14 protein-coding genes are annotated in these 18480 nt (G+C 68.7%); 8 read left to right on the forward strand and 6 right to left on the reverse strand.

Translation table 11 applies throughout. From position 1 onward, the window contains the following. Window positions 1-152 precede the first annotated feature (152 nt). On the forward strand, window positions 153-2669 hold the full coding sequence (locus ACLF6J_RS10270; RefSeq protein ID WP_134352677.1) for a LuxR C-terminal-related transcriptional regulator: 2517 nt from the start codon (window positions 153-155) through the stop codon (window positions 2667-2669). A gap of 84 nt (window positions 2670-2753) precedes the next feature. Here the strand turns inward: ACLF6J_RS10270 and ACLF6J_RS10275 are convergent, their stop codons facing one another. Beyond that, the gene (locus tag ACLF6J_RS10275) at window positions 2754-7952 is read right to left on the reverse strand and encodes a beta strand repeat-containing protein (RefSeq protein WP_421076877.1); all 5199 of its coding nucleotides are present in this window, start codon (window positions 7950-7952) and stop codon (window positions 2754-2756) included. Window positions 7953-8199: 247 nt separating this feature from the next. Between ACLF6J_RS10275 and ACLF6J_RS10280 the strand changes: the two genes are divergently transcribed. From ACLF6J_RS10280 to ACLF6J_RS10300, 5 genes are all read left to right on the forward strand, one after another. Further along, on the forward strand, window positions 8200-8961 hold the full coding sequence (locus ACLF6J_RS10280; RefSeq protein WP_134352675.1) for a LysM peptidoglycan-binding domain-containing protein: 762 nt from the start codon (window positions 8200-8202) through the stop codon (window positions 8959-8961). 171 nt (window positions 8962-9132) lie between these two features. Beyond that, entirely contained in the window at window positions 9133-9468 is a 336-nt protein-coding gene (locus ACLF6J_RS10285; RefSeq protein WP_131492835.1) for a PadR family transcriptional regulator, read from the forward strand. 2 nt (window positions 9469-9470) lie between these two features. Beyond that, the gene (locus tag ACLF6J_RS10290) at window positions 9471-9842 is read left to right on the forward strand and encodes a DUF1048 domain-containing protein (RefSeq protein ID WP_134352674.1); all 372 of its coding nucleotides are present in this window, start codon (window positions 9471-9473) and stop codon (window positions 9840-9842) included. Further along, window positions 9839-10615: an ABC transporter ATP-binding protein gene (locus ACLF6J_RS10295; RefSeq protein ID WP_134352673.1), complete on the forward strand. Its 777-nt coding sequence runs from the start codon at window positions 9839-9841 to the stop codon at window positions 10613-10615. Before ACLF6J_RS10290 ends, ACLF6J_RS10295 begins: the two co-directional genes overlap by 4 nt. Continuing rightward, window positions 10612-11379, forward strand: coding sequence for an ABC transporter permease (locus tag ACLF6J_RS10300; protein ID WP_134352672.1), 768 nt, complete (start codon window positions 10612-10614; stop codon window positions 11377-11379). Before ACLF6J_RS10295 ends, ACLF6J_RS10300 begins: the two co-directional genes overlap by 4 nt. Before the next feature lie 136 nt (window positions 11380-11515). Here ACLF6J_RS10300 and ACLF6J_RS10305 read toward each other — a convergent pair whose 3' ends face one another. The 4 genes from ACLF6J_RS10305 to ACLF6J_RS10320 are packed head-to-tail and all read right to left on the reverse strand — an operon-like array spanning window position 11516 to window position 15244. Next, a complete protein-coding gene (locus tag ACLF6J_RS10305) occupies window positions 11516-12724 on the reverse strand; it encodes an ABC transporter permease (RefSeq protein ID WP_134352671.1) in 1209 nt (402 codons plus the stop codon). After that, entirely contained in the window at window positions 12721-13431 is a 711-nt protein-coding gene (locus ACLF6J_RS10310) for an ABC transporter ATP-binding protein (protein ID WP_134352670.1), read from the reverse strand. Before ACLF6J_RS10310 ends, ACLF6J_RS10305 begins: the two co-directional genes overlap by 4 nt. After that, on the reverse strand, window positions 13428-14483 hold the full coding sequence (locus tag ACLF6J_RS10315; RefSeq protein WP_134352669.1) for a peptidoglycan-binding protein: 1056 nt from the start codon (window positions 14481-14483) through the stop codon (window positions 13428-13430). The genes ACLF6J_RS10310 and ACLF6J_RS10315 overlap by 4 nt, the downstream gene beginning before the upstream one ends. Continuing rightward, complete coding sequence (locus tag ACLF6J_RS10320; protein WP_134352668.1) at window positions 14480-15244, reverse strand: hypothetical protein; 765 nt, start codon at window positions 15242-15244, stop codon at window positions 14480-14482. The genes ACLF6J_RS10315 and ACLF6J_RS10320 overlap by 4 nt, the downstream gene beginning before the upstream one ends. A 136-nt stretch (window positions 15245-15380) precedes the next feature. On the opposite strand from ACLF6J_RS10320, the gene ACLF6J_RS10325 reads away from it, so the two are divergent. After that, window positions 15381-16046 (forward strand): response regulator transcription factor, encoded by a 666-nt coding sequence (locus tag ACLF6J_RS10325; RefSeq protein ID WP_134352667.1) that lies wholly within the window; start codon window positions 15381-15383, stop codon window positions 16044-16046. 5 nt (window positions 16047-16051) lie between these two features. After that, window positions 16052-17293 carry a sensor histidine kinase gene (locus ACLF6J_RS10330; protein WP_166804678.1) on the forward strand — a complete coding sequence of 414 codons (1242 nt, stop codon included), beginning with the start codon at window positions 16052-16054 and terminating at the stop codon, window positions 17291-17293. Between the two features lie 276 nt (window positions 17294-17569). On the opposite strand, the gene ACLF6J_RS10335 is transcribed toward ACLF6J_RS10330, so the two are convergent. Then, window positions 17570-18475: a glycine betaine ABC transporter substrate-binding protein gene (locus ACLF6J_RS10335; protein ID WP_134352665.1), complete on the reverse strand. Its 906-nt coding sequence runs from the start codon at window positions 18473-18475 to the stop codon at window positions 17570-17572. Window positions 18476-18480: the final 5 nt, after the last annotated feature.

The following is an 18480-nucleotide window of genomic DNA, read 5'->3' on the forward strand; positions in this document are numbered from 1 at the left end:
TAACACGTTATCCACTACCCGAGGGCGGCGGGTGATGTACCGATATACGTTCGTCGTTCCTGATCGGCTGACTATCGGCCGACACCTTCCGCCCTGGCGTGCCCCACCGATATTTCGGAATATCGTAGAGGCGGGGACCTGGGGAGGTTGGGGTGTCGGCATTTGTCGCGCAGGGGGATGGACATGTACCGCGAGTATCGGCGCACGCGATCAGTCGGCCGCGGCTGACCGCCGCACTCGAGACCGACACACCTCTGACGCTCATCCGTGCCGCGTCCGGGTCGGGCAAGACGACCGCTCTCGTGGAGTGGGCGTCCGCCACCGCGTCGCGCGTGGTCTGGATCACGGCCTCGCCCGCCATCGCGCCCAGCGCTGCGCTCGCCCGCGCTCTGCTGCGAGCCCTGCCGCACGCGGACGTCGCACACGACCTGGCGGAGGATGGATGGCCTGCCGTGATGTCGCGCCTGCGCCACGCGGAAGGTCCTCTGGTCGTGGTACTCGACGACGCGGCCCCCGTGGACCGCGAAGGCGTGTTCGCCCTGTGCCGCGCCATCGCCACCACCCCGCGCACGCGGCTGATCGTCGCCACCAATCGCCCCAGCCCCTTCGACAGCGAGGGTCTGGATCTCGTGATCGACACGAAGGTCATCGCGCCGTCGGACCTCATGTTCGACACCGAGGAGATCTCTCGCGCGCTCGGGGTCGATGACGATATGGCCGGCGAGATCCGGGAGGCGACCGCGGGCTTCCCCGCGCTCATCCGTGCGCTGGCCCTCCGCGGAGCCGGAGCGGATGCCGAGTCGCTTCGCGCTGCGACGACCGTGATCGAGGACTATCTGCAGGACCGGCTCGCCGAGTGCGCGTTCGACACGCAGACCCTCGAGGGACTGTTGCGCATCAGCGTGACCGATTCGGTCGATCTCCCCCTGGCCGTCGCACTCACGCGTGACCCCGACATCGCGAAAGCCCTCGACCAGGCCGAGACCTTCGGCTTCGGTCGGTGGTCGGACGATGGACGCGACACCTTCGCCCTCACCCCGCTGACGCGCGGCATGCTGCGCCGTGAGCTGCGCCGATCCTTCCCCGGCGAAGTCGCGCACCTCCGACGCATCGCAGCCGAGGGAGCGATACGTCGCGATCTGCCCCTCGAAGGGCTGCGACTCGCCCTGGAGGACGACGATCTACGGCTCGCGAAACACGTCACGATGTCCGGGTGGAACCGCCTGCTCCATCGCGATCGGCGCGCGGTCGCGGAGCTGCTCGCCGACGTCCCTGTGGCACGACTCAAGCAGGAGCCGCTCGTGGCCATGCTGCTGGGGATGAGCCTCAAACCCAGCAGGCTCCGACGCCAGCGGGGGCTCCAACTGCTGCGAATGGCGGTGGCTGCGGCGAACTCCCGTCGGCCCACCCTGTCAGCCACGGAGCGGATCTTCATCTGGGCGGCGGAGAGCGCCTCCCTGCGTGCCATCGGCCGCCCGGAGCCGGCCGCCCAGATGGCCGCGCGAGCCCTGGCGCTGTTCCAGGAGACACCGGAATCGCAATGGCAGCAGTACGCCCGCGATGTGCCGCTCATGTGCACGCACATCGGCATCTCCCTGTACTACGGCGGACAGCTGGACGAAGCCATCGAGGTCTGGGAGCAGGCCACGGCGCTCGCCGCGGCGCACGGGAGCACGAACGGCTTCCACGGCATCTGCCTCCTCGCGGGTGTCCACGCCCTGAACGGCGACCTGCCCGAAGCGCGGCACTACTTCTCCCTCGTCCGCGACGGCGAGTGGGACCCGGAGCTCCTGGACAGCTACCAGAGCACGTTCTACCGGATCGCCGGTGCGATGCTCGCGGTGGAGGACGGCGACCTCCCGGCGGCGAAGCAGCACATCCGCTTCTTCGAGCCGTACCGAGCGACGAGCGAGCACTGGACGACGATGGCCTCCGTGGAGGCGTGGATCGCCCTGCACGAGGGAGATGCAGCAGGGGGCCTGGAGCGCCTCGAGTCTTTCGCGCGCCTCCGAGGGAGGGAGGCGAGCGCCGCCCACGTGCGCCACGCGCTCTCCCGGCCGCGGGTGCTGCTGCACCTCGCCCTCGGCGACGTCGGCACCGCGAAGAGCATCGTCCAGCGCGATGCCGGGTCCGATCGTTTCGGCACCGTCGTGAAGCGAGCACGTCTGGCTCTCATCGACGGCGCGGCCGCTGACGTGGTCCGACTCCTGGGACAGACCCGCCTGCGTCCCTCCACGGCCCGAGAACGCGCCGAAGCGCTGGCGGTGCACAGCGCCGCCCTGCGCCGGGTGTCCCCGGCCGCCGCGCAGCCGTCGAGCGCGACGTTGAGCGCGCAGCTCGCGGACCGTGGCCTCACCACTCCGCTCGTGCTCCTGGGCGCGGAGGACTTCGGTGCGGTCCGGGGCGACCTCGATCCGACCGGTCACGCCACCTTCCCCCGGCGATCCGCTCTGCCGTCCTTCGCGAGCCGCCCCCGTTTGACCCCCCGTGAGCAGGTGGTGCTGCACGCGCTGACATCCGGTGCACCGCTGCCGACGATCGCCGCTGAGCTGCGCGTCTCGCAGAACACCCTCAAGACCCAGCTCCGCAGCATCTACCGCAAGCTCGACGCCGGCAATCGCTCCGAGGCGTTGGAGCAGGCGGCCCGTCACGGCCTCCTGCCCGACTGAGCGCCGTCGCCAACCACCCGCCGACTGCACACGCCGAAGGCCCCGCCCGTCGCATCACGACAGACGGGGCCTTCCCGACGAGCGTCAGGCCTGCGAGCGGCGTCGGCGCACGATCAGCAGCACGGCACCGCCGAGCAGCAGAGCGATCGCCAGAGCCAGCACCCACGGGGCCAGGATTCCGCCGGTGAGCGCGAGCGGCGTCAGCACCGGGTTATCGGTCGAACTCGTCGGCGGCGTGATCGTCTCACCGCCGGGAGGAGTGGCCGTCCCCACAGCCACGTTGTGCAGCTTCGCGCCTGCCGCGTCGGCGTGCACGATCACGGAGTACGTGATCGTGATGCTCTCACCCTGGGCGAGGCTGCCGCTCCAGCGCAGCTCGTTCCCGTCCACCGCGGGAGCCGCGACCGCGCGGTCGCCCACGACGGCGGTCGCACCGGGTCGGAGGTCGGCATGCCGCAGCACTCCGGAGAGGTCATCCGTGATGACGACGTCATCCAGCCCGGTCTCCCCCGTGTTGGTGCCGACGAGCCGGTAGGTGACCACGCTTCCCGCGGCCACGGCCTTCTCCGAACCGGGATCGGCCGTCTTGACGAAGGTGAAGCCCGGGGTACCGACCGGGTTCTCGGTCGTCACCGGAGGCGGCGTGAGCTCCCCGCCACCGGGCGGGGTGGCGGTTCCCGCGACCGTGTTCGCGATCGTCGCACCACCTGCGTCGCCGTTCACGGTCACCGAGTACGTGATGGTGACGCGCTGACCGACGGCGAGCGCGCCCGACCAGGTGAGCTCGTCACCGTCCACGACCGGAGCGGGCGCGGATCCGTCGATCACGGTCGCCGTGGCGTCGTCGTTGTAGACGGCGTGGGCGAGGACGCCCGAGAGGTCGTCGCTGATGCTCACCGGCGCCAGCGCGGTCTCTCCGGTGTTCACGCCGGTCACCGTGTAGGTGATGACGCTGCCGGGATCGACGCGGGTTCCCGACGCGGGGTCGGCCGACTTGCGGAGCTCGAAGCCGGGCTCGTTGACCGGGTGCTCCGTCGTGGCCGGCGGCGTCTCGATCGGCGGCACACCGCCGGGCGGGGTCGCCGATCCCGAAGCCGAGTTCTCGAGGATCGCTCCCCCGGCATCCGCCTGCACGGTCACGGAGTACGTGATCGTGACGGTCTCGCCGACCGGGAGGGCTCCCGTCCACGACAGGCTGTCGCCGGAGACCACCGGGGCGGTCGAGGCGGTCGTGCCGATCAGGGCGGCCGCGTCGTCGTTGTAGTCGGCGTGGGCGAGGACGCCGGAGAGGTCATCCACGATCGCGACCGGATCGAGGACCGTCTCACCGGTGTTCACGCCGGTCACCGTGTAGGTGATGACGCTGCCGGGGTCGACCGCCGTGCCCGCCACCGGGTCGGCGCTCTTCGACACCGAGAATCCGGGGACGTTCACGGCGTTCGTCGTGGTGCCGGGCGGCGGGGTGATGACGGATCCTCCGGGCGGGGTCGCCGTCGCGCTCGCACTGTTCTCGAGCACGGATCCCACTCCGTCGGCTCCGACCGTCACCGAGTACGTGATGACGACGGTCTGACCGACGGCGAGCGCACCGGACCAGTCGAGCTCCGCGCCGTCGACCGTCACCGCACCGGCGGGCAGCCCGCCGATCACGGCCACGGCATCGTCGTTGTACGAGGCGTACGGCAGCACCTTCGAGAGGTCGTCCGTGATCTCGACAGGGTCGAGCACCGTCTGACCGGTGTTGACGGCCGTCAACGTGTAGGTCAGCACATCACCGGGATCCACGGCCGTGCCCGCAGCCGGGTCGACGGTCTTGGCGAAGGTGAAGCCGGGCTCGTTGACCGGGTGCTCCGTCGTCGCCGGCGGCGGCGTGATCGGCGTGCCCGGCGTGGTGGGGCTGTCGGGGTCGCTCGGGTCCGTCGGGATGAGTGGCGTGCCCGTGCCTGTGGCCGTGTTCGCGATCGTCTCACCCCCGGCGGTCGGGTCGACCGTCACGGAATAGGTGATGACGACGTCCTGGCCCGGGAGCAGCACACCGCTCCAGTCGAGGGCGTCGTCGACCACGCTGACGTCGCCGCGGGTGGCGGTCACGTCGTCGTTGTACGAGGCATGAGCAAGCGCGCCGCGCAGGTCATCGGCGATCGAGGCAGGGTCGAGCACGGTGTCACCCGTGTTCGTGCCCGTGACGGTGTAGGTGATCACGCTGCCGGGATCGACACGCGTCCCCGATGCGGGGTCTGCCGACTTCGCGACCGTGAAGCCGGGGGTGGCGACCGGGTGCTCCGTCGTCGACGGCGGCGTGGTGACCGGGGTACCGGGCGTGGTGGGGCTGTCCGGGTCGGTCGGGTCGGCCGGGATGAGCGGGGTCCCCTCACCCGTGACGGTGTTGCGCAGCAGCACGCCGGTCGCGTCGGCGTCGACCGTCACCGTGTAGGTGATGTCGACCCTGGCGCCGGGAGCGAGTGCCCCGGTCCAGGTGAGCGTCGTCCCGTCGAGCTCGACGGCTCCGGTCGATGCGCTCGCGTCGCCGCCGTACTGAGCGTGGGCGAGCACGGCGGACAGGTCGTCGACGATGGACGCGGGGTCGAGGGTCGTGTTACCCGTGTTGACGCCGGAGATCGTGTACGTGATCGTGTCGCCCGCGCGCACGGCGGTGCCGGAGACGGGGTCCGCGGACTTCGTCACCTCGAGGCCGGTGTCGACGACCGGGTGGTTCGTCTCCGCGGCCGGCGGGACGATCGGGGTCCCCGGGGTCGTGGGACCGTCGGGGTCGGCCGGGTCGACCGGGATCCGCGGTGTGGCCGTGCCACTGGCGACGTTGTTCAGCAGCGCCTTCTGGACTCCGGCATCGATGGTCACCGAGTAGCGGATGGTGACGGACTCGCCGCGGGGCACATCGCCCGTCCAGGTGAGCGTGTCGCCGCTGACGGTGACGGAGCCGCGGTCGGCGGTCACGTCGTCGTTGTAGCCGGCGTCATCGAGCACACCCGACAGGTCGTCGACGATCCGGGCCGGATCGAGGTCGGTGTCACCCGTGTTGGTTCCGGTGATCGTGTAGGTCACGGTGTCGCCGGCCGAGACGGCGGTGCCCGAGGCGGGGTCGGCGGACTTGCTGATCGTGAAGCCCGAACCGATCACCGGGTGCTCGGTGGTGACCGTGGGTGGGACGATGGGTTCGCCCGGCACCTGCGGCCCGTCGGGGTCACTCGGCTCCGGAGTCGTGGGCGTCGCGGTGCCGCTGACGGTGTTCTTCAGGATCTCACCCGAGGTGTCGGCCTCCACGGTCACGGAGTACGTGATCGTCACGGTCTGTCCGGGCTGGAGCGTGCCGGTCCAGGCGAGGTCGTCGCCCGTGATGGTCGCGGCGCCTGCGGCGACGGGTGCGCCGTCGATCTCGGTGGCGACGTCGGCGTTGTAGGCGGCGTGTGCGAACACGGCCGACAGGTCGTCGGAGAGGGAGGCCGGACTCAGCACCGTGGCACCGGTGTTGGTGCCGGTCACCGTGTACTCGATGGTCTGCCCCGGCTCCACGACGGTGCCGGCCGCGGGGCTGGAGCTCTTGGCGACGGTGTAGCCCGCCACGGGGTGCTCGGTCGTGACCGCGGGAGGATCGACCGGGGGCAAGCCGCCGGGAGGGGTGCCGGAGGCGGTGACGCTGTTGGCGATCCGCTCTCCTTCGACATCGGCGTCAACGATCACCGAATACGTGATGGTGAGCACCTGACCGGGCTCGAGCGCGCCGGTCCAGGCGAGGTCGTCACCGGTGATGGTTGCGGCGCCGGATGCGACGGGGGAGCCGTCGAGCTCCGTGGCGACGTCTCCCTGGTACTCGGCGAACGCGAGCACGCCGGACAGGTCGTCGCTCACGCGGACGGGGTCGAGGAGCGTGTTGCCCGTGTTCTCCGCCTCGACGGTGTACGTGATGCGCTGACCCGCCTGCACGGCGACACCGTCGGCCGGGTCGGAGGTCTTGCGCAGCGCCAGGTCGGGTGCGAGACGTACGTTCGTGAACGTGCACGTGACGTCGGTGCCGAGCGCACCGGCGGGCTGGACGACGCGGCCGTCTGCGGTCACGGCGACCGGAGACGTGGAGCCGTCGGATTCGACCTGCACGCAGTCGAGCGATTCGGCGTACCGGGTGCTGTCCGTGGTTCCGGATGCGGACTCGGAGAGGCGGAAGGTGTCGCCCTGGTTGGTGAACACCGGTCCGGCGTAGTCCGGCTGCAGCCCCGTGGCCTCACCGCGGGTGGTCGAGTCCGTCTGCGCGACCTGATAGCCGGCCGGCGACTGCACACGCAGGGCGAACTGGTCGGTGGCGGCGTGACGCCCCTCGGGGAGGTCCTTCTTCAGCGTGAGGGTGTTCGGGAAGGTGCAGCTGGCCATGTCGGTCGGCCCGAAGGTTCCGATCGAGGTGGTGTTGACGGTCACGCCGCGGGGGAGGTCGACCTCGATGATGCGGCTTCCGCCTCCGGAGACCGACACGAAGATGTGGCCGAGGTTTCCGAACGCGATGCCGTTGCCCTGCACCCCGTCGCCCATGTTGTGGACCTGCTTGGCCTCGATGGTCGCGGTGCTCGGCGCGAGCGAGGTGGGAAGGTCGGACGAGTAGATGACATTGTCGGCCACGAGCACGAGCTGGCCCGAGGCGCTGAAGGCCATGTCGCCGTTGGCGCCGAACGCGCTGCTGCCGGCGGTGGGGCGGAGCGTGCCGACCTGCACGTAGGCCTGCGGAGTGACGCTCTCGTTCCAGGCGTAGAGGTTGATGGCACCGCTGACGGTACCGCTGGCGAAGTAGTAGACGCCGGTCACCGGGTGGACGGCACCTCGGAGCACGGAGGAGTTGAGCGTGAACGTGGTGCGGCTCGTGGAGTCGGTCACGCGGTCATGCTTGGCCAGCACCTTGGATCCGGCCGCATTGGTGACCGTGTAGGCGTAGCGGCCGCTGGAGGAGATGCCGAGGGCATTGTTGGAGTGGTCGACGCCGAGGGTGGTGGAGCCGAGCGTGCCGCCGTTTCCCGGGGTGCCGCCCTGCTCGTCCACGATGAACTCGCGCACCTCGGTCGCGCTCTGCACGTACACGGCGCCCGGCGTGCAGAGGAACGGGTCAGCCGCGATCGCGGGAGCCGCCGTGAGCGTGCCTCCGATGAACACCATCGACGAGGCGACCAGCGCCGTGCTCAGGGCGCCTCCGATCAGCTTCTTCGCGCGGCCCCGCCAGCGGCTGTGCCGCTCGGACGGAAGGCCATCGGCTGTGTGGTCCTTGCGGGCAACACGAAACCCCATGACAGACTCCCCATTCATCGCTTCCCCGGTGCGCGTTCGCACACGGAAACCCCCGCCCCCTCAGGCGACCGCCGAGCACCATCCAGACATGGCGAACTCGGCTCGGGCCATCCGCCAGACTGCCCGCCCCCCGACGACCGCTCCGGCCGATCCCGGAGAATTCACCCCGCCTTTTCACCCCGCGCACGGCATGCTCCCCCCGCACGGGCTCTCGCGTCCCGGCGGGGAGGGATGCCATGCTGTCGGGATGCAGCGCACCACCAAGATCACGACCGCGGTCGTCGTCGTCGCCATCGCGGGGTTGGTCGCCGTAGCGGCTCCCGCCGTGATCGGCGCCGCGCCGGCTGTCGTCGACGCGGGCTCGTGGGTGTCGGAGCGCTTCGCCGCCGAGCCTTCCACGGCCCCGACGAGTCGCGCGGAGACGACCGAGCAGGGCGGACTCGTCGACCTGGGCGACGGCATCAGCGTTCCCGCCGGTGGTCCCGGTGACTGCACCACCAACGCGCTCATCAACATCTACCGGGACGACGGCTCTCCGATGCACGCCAAGCTCCTGGGCGAGCTCGTCGAGATGGGCGCGTCGGAGCTGGCGAGCGGACCCGTCACGCTGGATGCGGCCGGCGAGATCTTCTCCTACGAGGTGCAGGCCGGCGACAGCCTCATCGCGATCGGCGAGCGATTCTGCGTCGACTACGTCACGGTCTCCAGCTTCAACCACGTGCGCGGCAACGAGCCGATCAGCCCGGGCGACACCCTCTACCTGCGCCCGGATCCGACGCTTCCGTTCGTCGACATCTACGGGCCGTACAACGCCGAGCCCGGCTCCTCCACCATCCCCTACTACGACGGCGTGGCGGCGTTCTCGACCGCTGTCGCCACGGCAGATCTGGGTGCCGCCCGGTGGCTCTGGAAGCGCCTCGAGAAGGACATGCACCCGGAGACCGCAGCCGTGATCGCCCAGGCGTTGAGCGACGACGATCTTCCGCTGCTCCGCCGCCTGTTCCCGTAGCAGCGGGATTCCGCGCCGCCGTTCGGCGAGCCCTCGTTTCCGCGCGCCCGGAAACCCTCAGGAAACTTCTCGGAAGATCCTGGTATTCGGTGTTGCTAAGTACCGGTACTCAGTGTTACTTTGTACCGGTACCCAGCAACACTGAGTACCGACAGAGGAAGGGAGGACCTGATGGGCAAGCAGATGACCGAGATGCTCAAGGGCACTCTGGAGGGCATCGTTCTGGCGCTCCTCGCCGAGCAGCCGGCCTACGGATACGAGATCACGACCCGCATCCGGGACCACGGGTTCACCGACATCGCCGAGGGCACGATCTACGCACTCCTGGTGCGCATCGAGCAGAAGAAGCTCGTCGACGTCGAGAAGGTCCCGAGCGAGAAGGGGCCGCCCCGCAAGGTGTACACCCTGAACGCGCAGGGCCGCCAGGAGCTCGGGGAGTTCTGGAAGACCTGGGACTTCCTCCGTACGCACATCGAACGACTGAACAACACGAACGAGGAGAACTGATCATGGCCGCGAAGTGGATCGAAGCGCTCACCGGATCGCTCGAGCAGAAGAAGCAGTACAAGCAGGCCAAGGCCCGCATCGACGCCCTCCCCTCGCCGTACCGCGAGGTGGCGAACGCCCAGTACCGGTACTACCTCTACTACGGCGGCATCACCGACGGCGACACCATCGTCACCATGTTCCTCGACCTCGCGGACCTGTGGGAGCGCGCTGCCATCGACAGCACCCCCGTCAGCGCGATCGTGGGCGACGACCCCGTCGAGTACGCCGAGGAGTATGCCCGCGCCTACGGCGGCACCCAGTGGATCGACAAGGAGCGCGCGCGCCTCATCAAGGCGTTCGACGACGCGAGGAAGAAGGAGAACGAGTCATGACGAACGCCGCCATCTCGGTACGCGGTATCGAGAAGTCCTACAAAGATCTGCATGTCCTGCGCGGGGTCGACTTCGAGGTCGAGAAGGGCAGCATCTTCGCCCTCCTCGGCTCGAACGGCGCCGGCAAGACCACGATGGTGCGTGTCCTCTCCACCCTGCTGAAGGCGGATACCGGAATGGCGACCGTGCAGGGTATCGACGTGGCCGCGAACCCGGTCGGCGTCCGGGAGCGCATCAGCCTCACCGGACAGTTCGCCGCCGTCGACGAGATCCTCACCGGACGCGAGAACCTGGTGCTGGTCGCGAAGCTGCGGCATCTGCCCGACCCCGGGAAGGTCGCCGACGATCTGCTGGCGACCTTCCGCCTGACGGATGCCGGCAACCGCAAGGTCGCCACCTACTCGGGCGGCATGCGTCGTCGGCTCGACATCGCGATGAGCCTGGTCGGGCACCCCGAGGTCATCTACCTCGACGAACCGACCACCGGACTCGACCCCGAAGCCCGCATCGAGGTGTGGGACGTGGTCAAGGAGCTCGCGAACACCGGCACCACCGTACTCCTGACCACGCAGTACCTCGATGAGGCGGAGCAACTGGCCGACCGCATCGCGATCCTGCACGAGGGCCGCATCATCGCGAACGACACCCTCGCTGGGCTGAAGCGCCTGCTGCCGGCCGCGAAGGTCGAGTACGTCGAGAAGCAGCCCACCCTCGAGGAGATCTTCCTCACCCTCATCGGCCCCTCGTCCACGCAGAAGGAGGACGCAGCATGACCATGCACTTCACCGCCGACACGGCGACGCTCACCGGCCGCTCCATGCGGCACATCTTCCGCAGTCCCGACACCATCATCACCACGGCCGTGACCCCGATCGCCCTGATGCTGCTGTTCGTGTACGTCTTCGGCGGCGCGCTCCAGGCCAGCACCGGCGCCGAGAACTATGTGAACTACCTGCTCCCCGGCATCCTGCTCATCGCGATCGCCTCGGGGATCGCCTACACGGCGTTCCGGCTCTTCACCGACATGCAGAGCGGGATCTTCGAGCGCTTCCACTCCATGCCGATCGCCCGATCGAGTGTGCTGTGGGCGCACGTGCTCACGTCGCTGACCGCGAACGCGATCACCCTGGCGATCATCTTCGGTGTCGGATTCGTGATGGGCTTCCGCACCGGGGCGAGCTTCTGGGCCTGGCTCGCCGTCATCGGCATCCTGATGCTGTTCACCCTGGCGCTCACGTGGCTGGCGATCATCGCGGGTCTGAACGCCAAGACGGTCGACGGCGCGAGTGCCTTCTCGTACCCGCTGATCTTCCTCCCGTTCATCAGCTCGGCCTTCGTGCCGACCGACACCATGCCGGCGCCGGTGCAGTGGTTCGCCGAGAACCAGCCGGTCACCTCGATCGTCAACACCATCCAGGCGCTCTTCGCCGAGCAGCCCGTCGGCAACGACATCTGGATCGCCCTCGCCTGGTGCGTCGGCATCCTCGTGGTCGCCTACGTGTTCGCGATCATCTCCTACCGGAAGAAGGTCAGCTGATCTTCTCCCCGATCTGGCCCCACACCAGATGAAGGAGATCTCTTGATTCGAAGGACCCTCAGAACCCCTGAGTCCTTCAGATCAAGAGATCTCCTTCATCTGCGTGTGGGCGTCGGCCGGAGCGGCCTCGGTGCGCTCAGACCGTGCGCAACGCCGAGGTGGGCGAGAGCCGCGCGGCACTGATCGCGGGGTACAGCCCCGCGATCACGCCGACCACGAGCGCCACCACCGGCCCACCGACCAGCACGACCACGGGGATCGTCACCGCCTGGCCTTGGATCGTGGCGTAGGCGAAGACGCCGAGGGCCCCGCACAGCGCCCCGGCGATGCCTCCCAGGCCGCCCAGCACGATCGCCTCCGCCACGAACTGACCCGCGATCTGCCCCGAACGAGCGCCGAGCGCCCGTCGGAGTCCGATCTCGCCGCGCCGCTCCAGCACCGCCACCACCATGGTGTTCGCGATGCCGATCCCTCCGACCAACAGAGCGATCGCCGCGAGACCGACCGCGAGGCCGGACAGAGAGTCATCCGCGGTGTCCCGCGCCCCGGCCAGCTCGCCGAGTCCGGTCACCTGCACATACGGGGAGGACGGATTCGCGGCGCGACCGATCGCCTCGCGAACCTTCTCGCCCGTGCCGCCGTCGGCCATGCGCACATAGATCGACGCAATGGTGTCGTCCCCGTCCGCCGACACATGCTCGGCCGCCCAATGGTCGCCGAGGAACGCGCTCGCATCGATCGACTCGGCGAGGCCGGCCGAATCGAGTATCCCGATCACCGTGTACCACTGCTCCCCGATCCACACCCGCACACCCGGTTCCGTGATGCCCATGCGTGCGGCTGCCGCAGACCCGAGCACTGTCACCGGCAGCGAGCGGTCGGTCTCGTCGAACCACGATCCCTTCGCGACCGAGCCTTCCACTGACGACAGGAAGTCGGGACTCGCCGCATACGCGGTCAGCCCATTGCCCTGGCTCTTCGGCACGAGGTCGTTGCGGTACACGCCGGTACCGTCCGGCACCTTCTCGAGCACGCCCACCTGTTCGACGCCCGTCACCCGCTCGATCATCCCGGCGGCCGTCTCGGGCAGAGCGACCGGCTTGTTGTCCGGTCCGTACCCCGGCTGCACCACGATCATGTTGGCCCCCAGCGCGTCGAGCTTGGCCAGCAGCTCGGCCTGGTTGGAAGCGGCGATGCCGGTGATGGCGGTGAGTGCCGCGATGCCCACGGCAACGCCGAGCGCCGACAGGGCCGTGCGCATCTTGCGGCTGCGGGGTCCGATGAGTGCCGTGCGGATGCTGTCCGCAGCGCTGAGCCGCGGCATCCTCTCGCGGGTGCGCCTCATGCTGCGACCTCTTCCCTCTCCGGCGAGCCCGTGTCGCCCACGATGCGTCCGTCGTTGATTCTGACCTGTCGTTGCGTGCGCTCGGCGATGTTCGGGTCGTGCGTGATGATCACGACCGCCGTGCCGGAGTCGGCGATCGATGTGAGCAGCTCGAGGATGTGCTCGCCCGTGTTCGAGTCGAGCGCGCCGGTCGGCTCGTCGGCGAACAGCACTGACGGGTTCCCGACGATCGCCCTCGCGATGGCGACGCGCTGCTGCTCTCCTCCGGACAGCTGACCGGGTCGGTGCCTCATGCGCGAACCGAGGCCGACCCGCTCCAACGCAGCCGCGGCCCGCACCATGCGCTCCGCCGAGGGAACCCCTGAGTACAAGAGTCCGAGCGCCACGTTGTCGACCGCACTGAGCGCCGGCAGAAGGAAGAACTGCTGGAACACGAAGCCGATGCGGCGAGCGCGCAGAGCTGCACGCTCGTGTTCGGCGAGCCGGGCAGCATCCGTCCCGTCGATCAGCACGGTACCGCTGGTGGGGTCGTCGAGCGTCCCCATGATCGAGAGCATCGTGCTCTTCCCCGATCCTGATGCGCCGACGACGGCCACCAGCTCGCCGCTCTCGATCGCGAGACTCATGCCGTGCAGAACGCGCAGCGGCGGGTTGCCGGGGTATTCCTTGATCACCTCGACAAGTTCGACGACGGTATCGGGCGTCATTGCGCCACCACCACGGCGTCACCGGCGACAAGGTCTCCACCGACCACCTGCACTCGGGTGTCGGCGATCAGTCCGACCTCCACCGAGACACGTTCGACCTTGCCGCCCTTACGCAGCACGTCGACCGCGTAGCCGCCGTCGGTCGTCGCCACGAGCGCGGTGACAGGAACGACGAGTGCGTCCTTCACCTCGGAGGTCGCGAACACGACCTTGACGGCACGCAGGCCGATGCCCTCGGCGACGGCGGGGTCCTCGAGCTCGATGTTCGCGATGGCCGGGGTGGTCTCGCCCTCTTTGCCGGTCGGTTGGCCGCCGGGATCGACGGCGGCCACCGTCGCGGGGACCTCGGTGCCGTCGGGAAGGATCACGGTCACCGGCGTCGCCGGCAGGATCTCGCGCGCCTGGGCCTCGGTGAGTGTGGCCACCACGCGCAGGCTCGTGCTCGTATACGTGAGCGGGCTGGCCGCCGCAGGATCACCGAGCTTCCCTGTGATCGACTCGACACGCACCGACGCGGCGGTGATCGCGACGACATCGCCCAGCTTCACGACACCGTCCTGGGCCACGCCGAGCGACTTCTGCCACGCCTTCACGTTTGCCGCGGTGATCCTGGTGAACTCGTCGTCCACTGTCATGTCCTTGCCGAAGCCGAGGTCGGCGAGCGCCTGCTCGAGCTGACGCACGTCGGGCCCGTTCTCCACACCAGGGCCGAGATCACGCCAGAAGGGACGGTCACCGCGCATCGCGATCACCGGCTTGCCGTCGACCTCGTAAACGGCCTGACCGACGCCGACGACGTCGCCTGCGGCCGGGAGGCGGGTGATGGTGCCCCCTCGACCGGGTAGCGCGATGGATGCACCGTAGCTCAGGCTGCCGTTGAGCCTGAGGTCAGAGGTGAGAGTGGTGAGTTCGGCCTCGGCCGTGATCGGCTTCTTGCCGCCCTCCGGGGTCTCGGCCACCGAGCTCCAGGGTTGCATCACCGCCACTGTCACGGCGGCTGCGACCAGCAGCACCCCGACCGGCACGAACACCTTGGTCAGCATGCGGCTCATTCGTCCCCTCCGGAGGGCAGGACGGTCGCTGCCGAGAAACCGCCGTCGAAGAACTCGCCGACCAGGGCGTAGAAGTCGAAATCGACGGACTCGATGCTCTCCGGCGTGAACATCGGCGGCATATCTCCGACAGAGTCGGCGCACGCCTCGAAGAGAGTGCGCGCCTCGTCCTCGGTGATCCCGACGGGAAGCTCGAGCATGCCGTCGGCGTCGGGGTCCGCGAAGGCGGTGAAGCCGTTGTCCCTGGCGCAGGCCGCGAACGCGAGGCCCGCCTCGATGATCTGTTCCGGAGAGATCCTGTACGTCTGCGCGCCGTCCTCTCCCGACAGGTCAGGTTCCGGCTGCTCGAACTCGGGCACCTCCTCCGTGCACTTCTCCCATGCGGCGCGTTGCCCGCCCTGCTCCGGGTAGCCGGACGCGGCCGTCGCAGCGAGCCACGTGCCGTCGTCATCCGAGACGATCATGGTCATGGACATCTCCTCGCCCTCCCCCGGAGCGACCGAAGTCGTGCTGTCGCTCAACGCGCCCAGCCCGCCCTCTCCTGACGCGTCCGGCATCAGCAGGCCGACCTGGCCGCCGTCGACGATCTTCGCCGTCTGCCCCTCATCGGTGAGGCAGGTCACGAACCGTGCAGCCGCCGCATCGTTCGCGCCGTCCTTCGCCTTGTCGTCTCCCGAGGGGGCACTGCATGCGGAGAGCACGAAGAGCGCGATGACAGCGGGCATCACCACCAGGGAGCGGTGTGCTTTCGAATCGAACATGACATTTCCTTTCTCGCGGTCGCAGCTCATCCACGACGTGCAGTCCGTTCTACGGAGGCGATGGTTTGCTGTGGGTATGACGGCACCTAACCGGAAACTAACCGCGGAGAGCGCACCCTCGGAGGAGGGAGGCGCCATGCGATTGCTGCTGGTGGAAGACGAGGTCGATCTGGCCGACACGCTCGCCGACGGTCTGCGCCGTGAGGGATACCTGGTCGATGTCGCACGCGACGGTGCGAGCGCCCTGACCGCCGCTGCGGGGAGCGACGTCGACGTGATCGTCCTCGACCGCGACCTTCCCGTGCTGAGCGGCGATGCCGTGTGCCGCACACTCGTGGCGCAGGAGTATCCCGCCCGCATCCTCATGCTCACCGCTGCGGGAACCCTCAACGACCGCGTCGAGGGTCTCGACCTCGGCGCCGACGACTACCTCGCCAAGCCCTTCGCCTATGTCGAGCTGCTGGCCAGACTCCGCGCGCTCGGCCGCCGTGCGCAGCCCACCCGGTCGAACGCGGTGTGGGAGTTCGCCGGCGTCCGCCTCGACGTCGTGCGGCGCGTCGTGGAACGCGACGGGACACCGATCCGCCTCACGCTCAAGGAATTCGGAGTGCTCGAGACGCTGCTCGCCGCGGAAGGGGGATACGTCAGCGCCGACGATCTGCTCAACGAGGTATGGGACGAGCCGCTCGAACGCACGCGCGGCGTGGTCAAGATCGTGGTGCACACGCTGCGCCGCAAACTCGGATCGCCGGCGCTCATCCAGTCCGCAGCAGGACACGGCTACCGAGTGGGGACCATATGAGACGCATGAGCTTCCGGACCCGGCTGGTGATCATCATCGCCGGTGTCTTCGTCGCGGCGGGCGCCGCCCTGCTCGCCGTGCAGTATCTGGTGGTGCAACAGCTTTTCGCCTCCGCCATCGACACCACCGCGGCGAGCTGCGTGCCGGCGCTGTCGATCACGCAACTCTCGCAAGGGACGAGCGCGACCGACGGAAGCACACCCATCTATGGGGCCACCAGCACCGGGTGCACGTATTTCGCGGCGACCGTCGACGTCACGGCGTTCCCGATGACCACCCCGATGGAGCCGGCGTCACTCGATTCGGTCGAGGGTGCTGTGCTGCAGCAGTCGACGTTCCTCGCGGACGAGGTCGGCGGCGGGCTGCTGCTGTGGTCCGTCGTGGTACTCGTCGGCTTCACCGGGGTCGCGGCCGCGATCGCGTTCTGGCTCGCTCGTCGCTCGCTGGACCGTATCGGCGAGGTCACGGCCGCGGCCCGCGACATCTCCGAGCGCGACCTCGGACGACGGCTCGACCTCCCTGGACCCGACGATGAGATCAAGGAGCTGGGCGACACGATCGACGGGATGCTCGATCGGCTGCAATCGGCGTTCACCGCGCAGGACCGGTTCGTGGCGAACGCCTCCCACGAACTGCGCACTCCGCTGACCACGACCAGGACTGCCCTGGAGATCCCCCTCGAGCAGGGTGCCGTGCCGGCGGAACTGCAAGCCAACGTGCAGCGCGCCCTGCGAGCCACCGAGCAGAGCGAACGACTCATCACCGCGCTGCTGGCACTCGCCCGGTCGCGCACCGGCCTGGATGAGGTCGAGCCGGTCGAACTCAGCGAACTCATCGAGGATCAAGTCGAGGAGTTGGACGCCGAGGGGATCGTCATGCACACGAACCTCCGCGCGCTCACGGTCGAGGGTGATCCGACGCTGCTCGCCCGCGCCGTGCGCAACCTCCTCGAGAACGGCATCCGCCACAACGTCCCCGGAGGCGAGCTGTGGGTGCGCTGCCGACGTGAGCGCGGGCGTGCGGTCATCGACGTCGAGAGCACCGGCGCTCCGATCGCGCCGGCCACGCTGGCCGTGCTCACCGAACCCTTCTACCGGGGTGACGCGAGTCGCACATCCGCCGGCCCCGACGGTACCGGCTTGGGCCTCGCGATCGTGCAGAGCATCGCGAAGACCCACTCGGGCGACGTACGTCTGCGTGCGCGTACCGGCGGTGGCTTGATCGCGTCGATCGTACTCCCGCTCTGACGGACCCTCTGGTCCCGCACCAGATGAAGGAGATCTCTTGATTTGAAGGCCCCTCAGAACCCCTGAGTCCTTCAGATCAAGAGATCTCCTTCATCTGCGGGTGAGTGTTCATCTGCGGGTGAGTGTTCATCTGCGGGTGGCATCCATCTGCGGGTGAGCGTTGCTGGCCCACCCGAACGCAAAAGCTCCCGTCGCACTCCTGCCGCCCGGCGGACCGGGACGACAGAGAGTGCGACGGGAGCGAACCCTTGACGGGGAAGTGCGACCTGGATCAGGTCAGCTGGTGACGGTCCAATCGAACTCGTCGCCGTACTCCTTCAGCCACGCGTCGACCGCGTCGGCTTCCTTGCCCTCGCCGTACTCGTTGACCACGAGGTCTTCGAGCGCGCCGTACTGGGCGTCGTCGAGCTTGATCTTCCCGATCAGCTCCGCAGCCTCGGGGAACTCCTCGGCGAAGCCCTTGGTTCCCAGGAAGTGCAGGCCCTCGGCCTCGCCCATGGCACCCATCGGGTCTTCGAGGTCCTTCATGGCGAAGGCGTCGTTGGCCCAGAACGGACGCCACAGCGTGACGACGAGGTCCTCCTGCTTGTCGGTCGCGGTCTTCAGCTCGGTGAGCATCGCCGCGGTCGACGAGGTGACGAGCTGGTACTCGCCGTCGAGGCCGTACTCGGGGATCATCTTCTCGGTCTGGGCGGTGAGACCCGCACCCGGCTCGATGCCGATGATCTTGCCGTCGAACTCCGCACCCTTGCCCTTGAGGTCCTCGATCGAGTTCAGCTCGGAGTACTCCGGCACCGCGATCGTGAGCTTGGCGTTGTCGTAGTACGTGCCGATGTCCTCGATGTCGTCGCCGTACTCCTCCATGTAAGAGGCGTGCGTCAGCTCGGGCCAGGCCGAGGGGTACATGTCGACGTCACCCTGCGCAAGGCCGGTGTAGAGCGGCCCCGCCTCGGTCAGCGTCTTCATCTCGACCGTGTAGCCGATCTTCTCGAGCTGGTCCTGCAGCAGGTACGCGGTGCTGAGGCCATCGGTCCACGAGGGCAGGAAGCCCAGCGTGATGGTGCCCTTGTCGTCGGCGTTGCTGTCGCCGCCCGTGCCGCCTGCACCGTCACCGCTGCACCCCGCGAGGGTGAGCGATGCGGCGATGCCGACTGCGGTGAGTGCAAGGATCTTCTTCTTCATGTGAT

It is taken from the genome of Microbacterium sp. IO18 (genome assembly GCF_049099505.1).
Taxonomy (GTDB): Bacteria; Actinomycetota; Actinomycetes; order Actinomycetales; family Microbacteriaceae; genus Microbacterium; species Microbacterium aurugineum.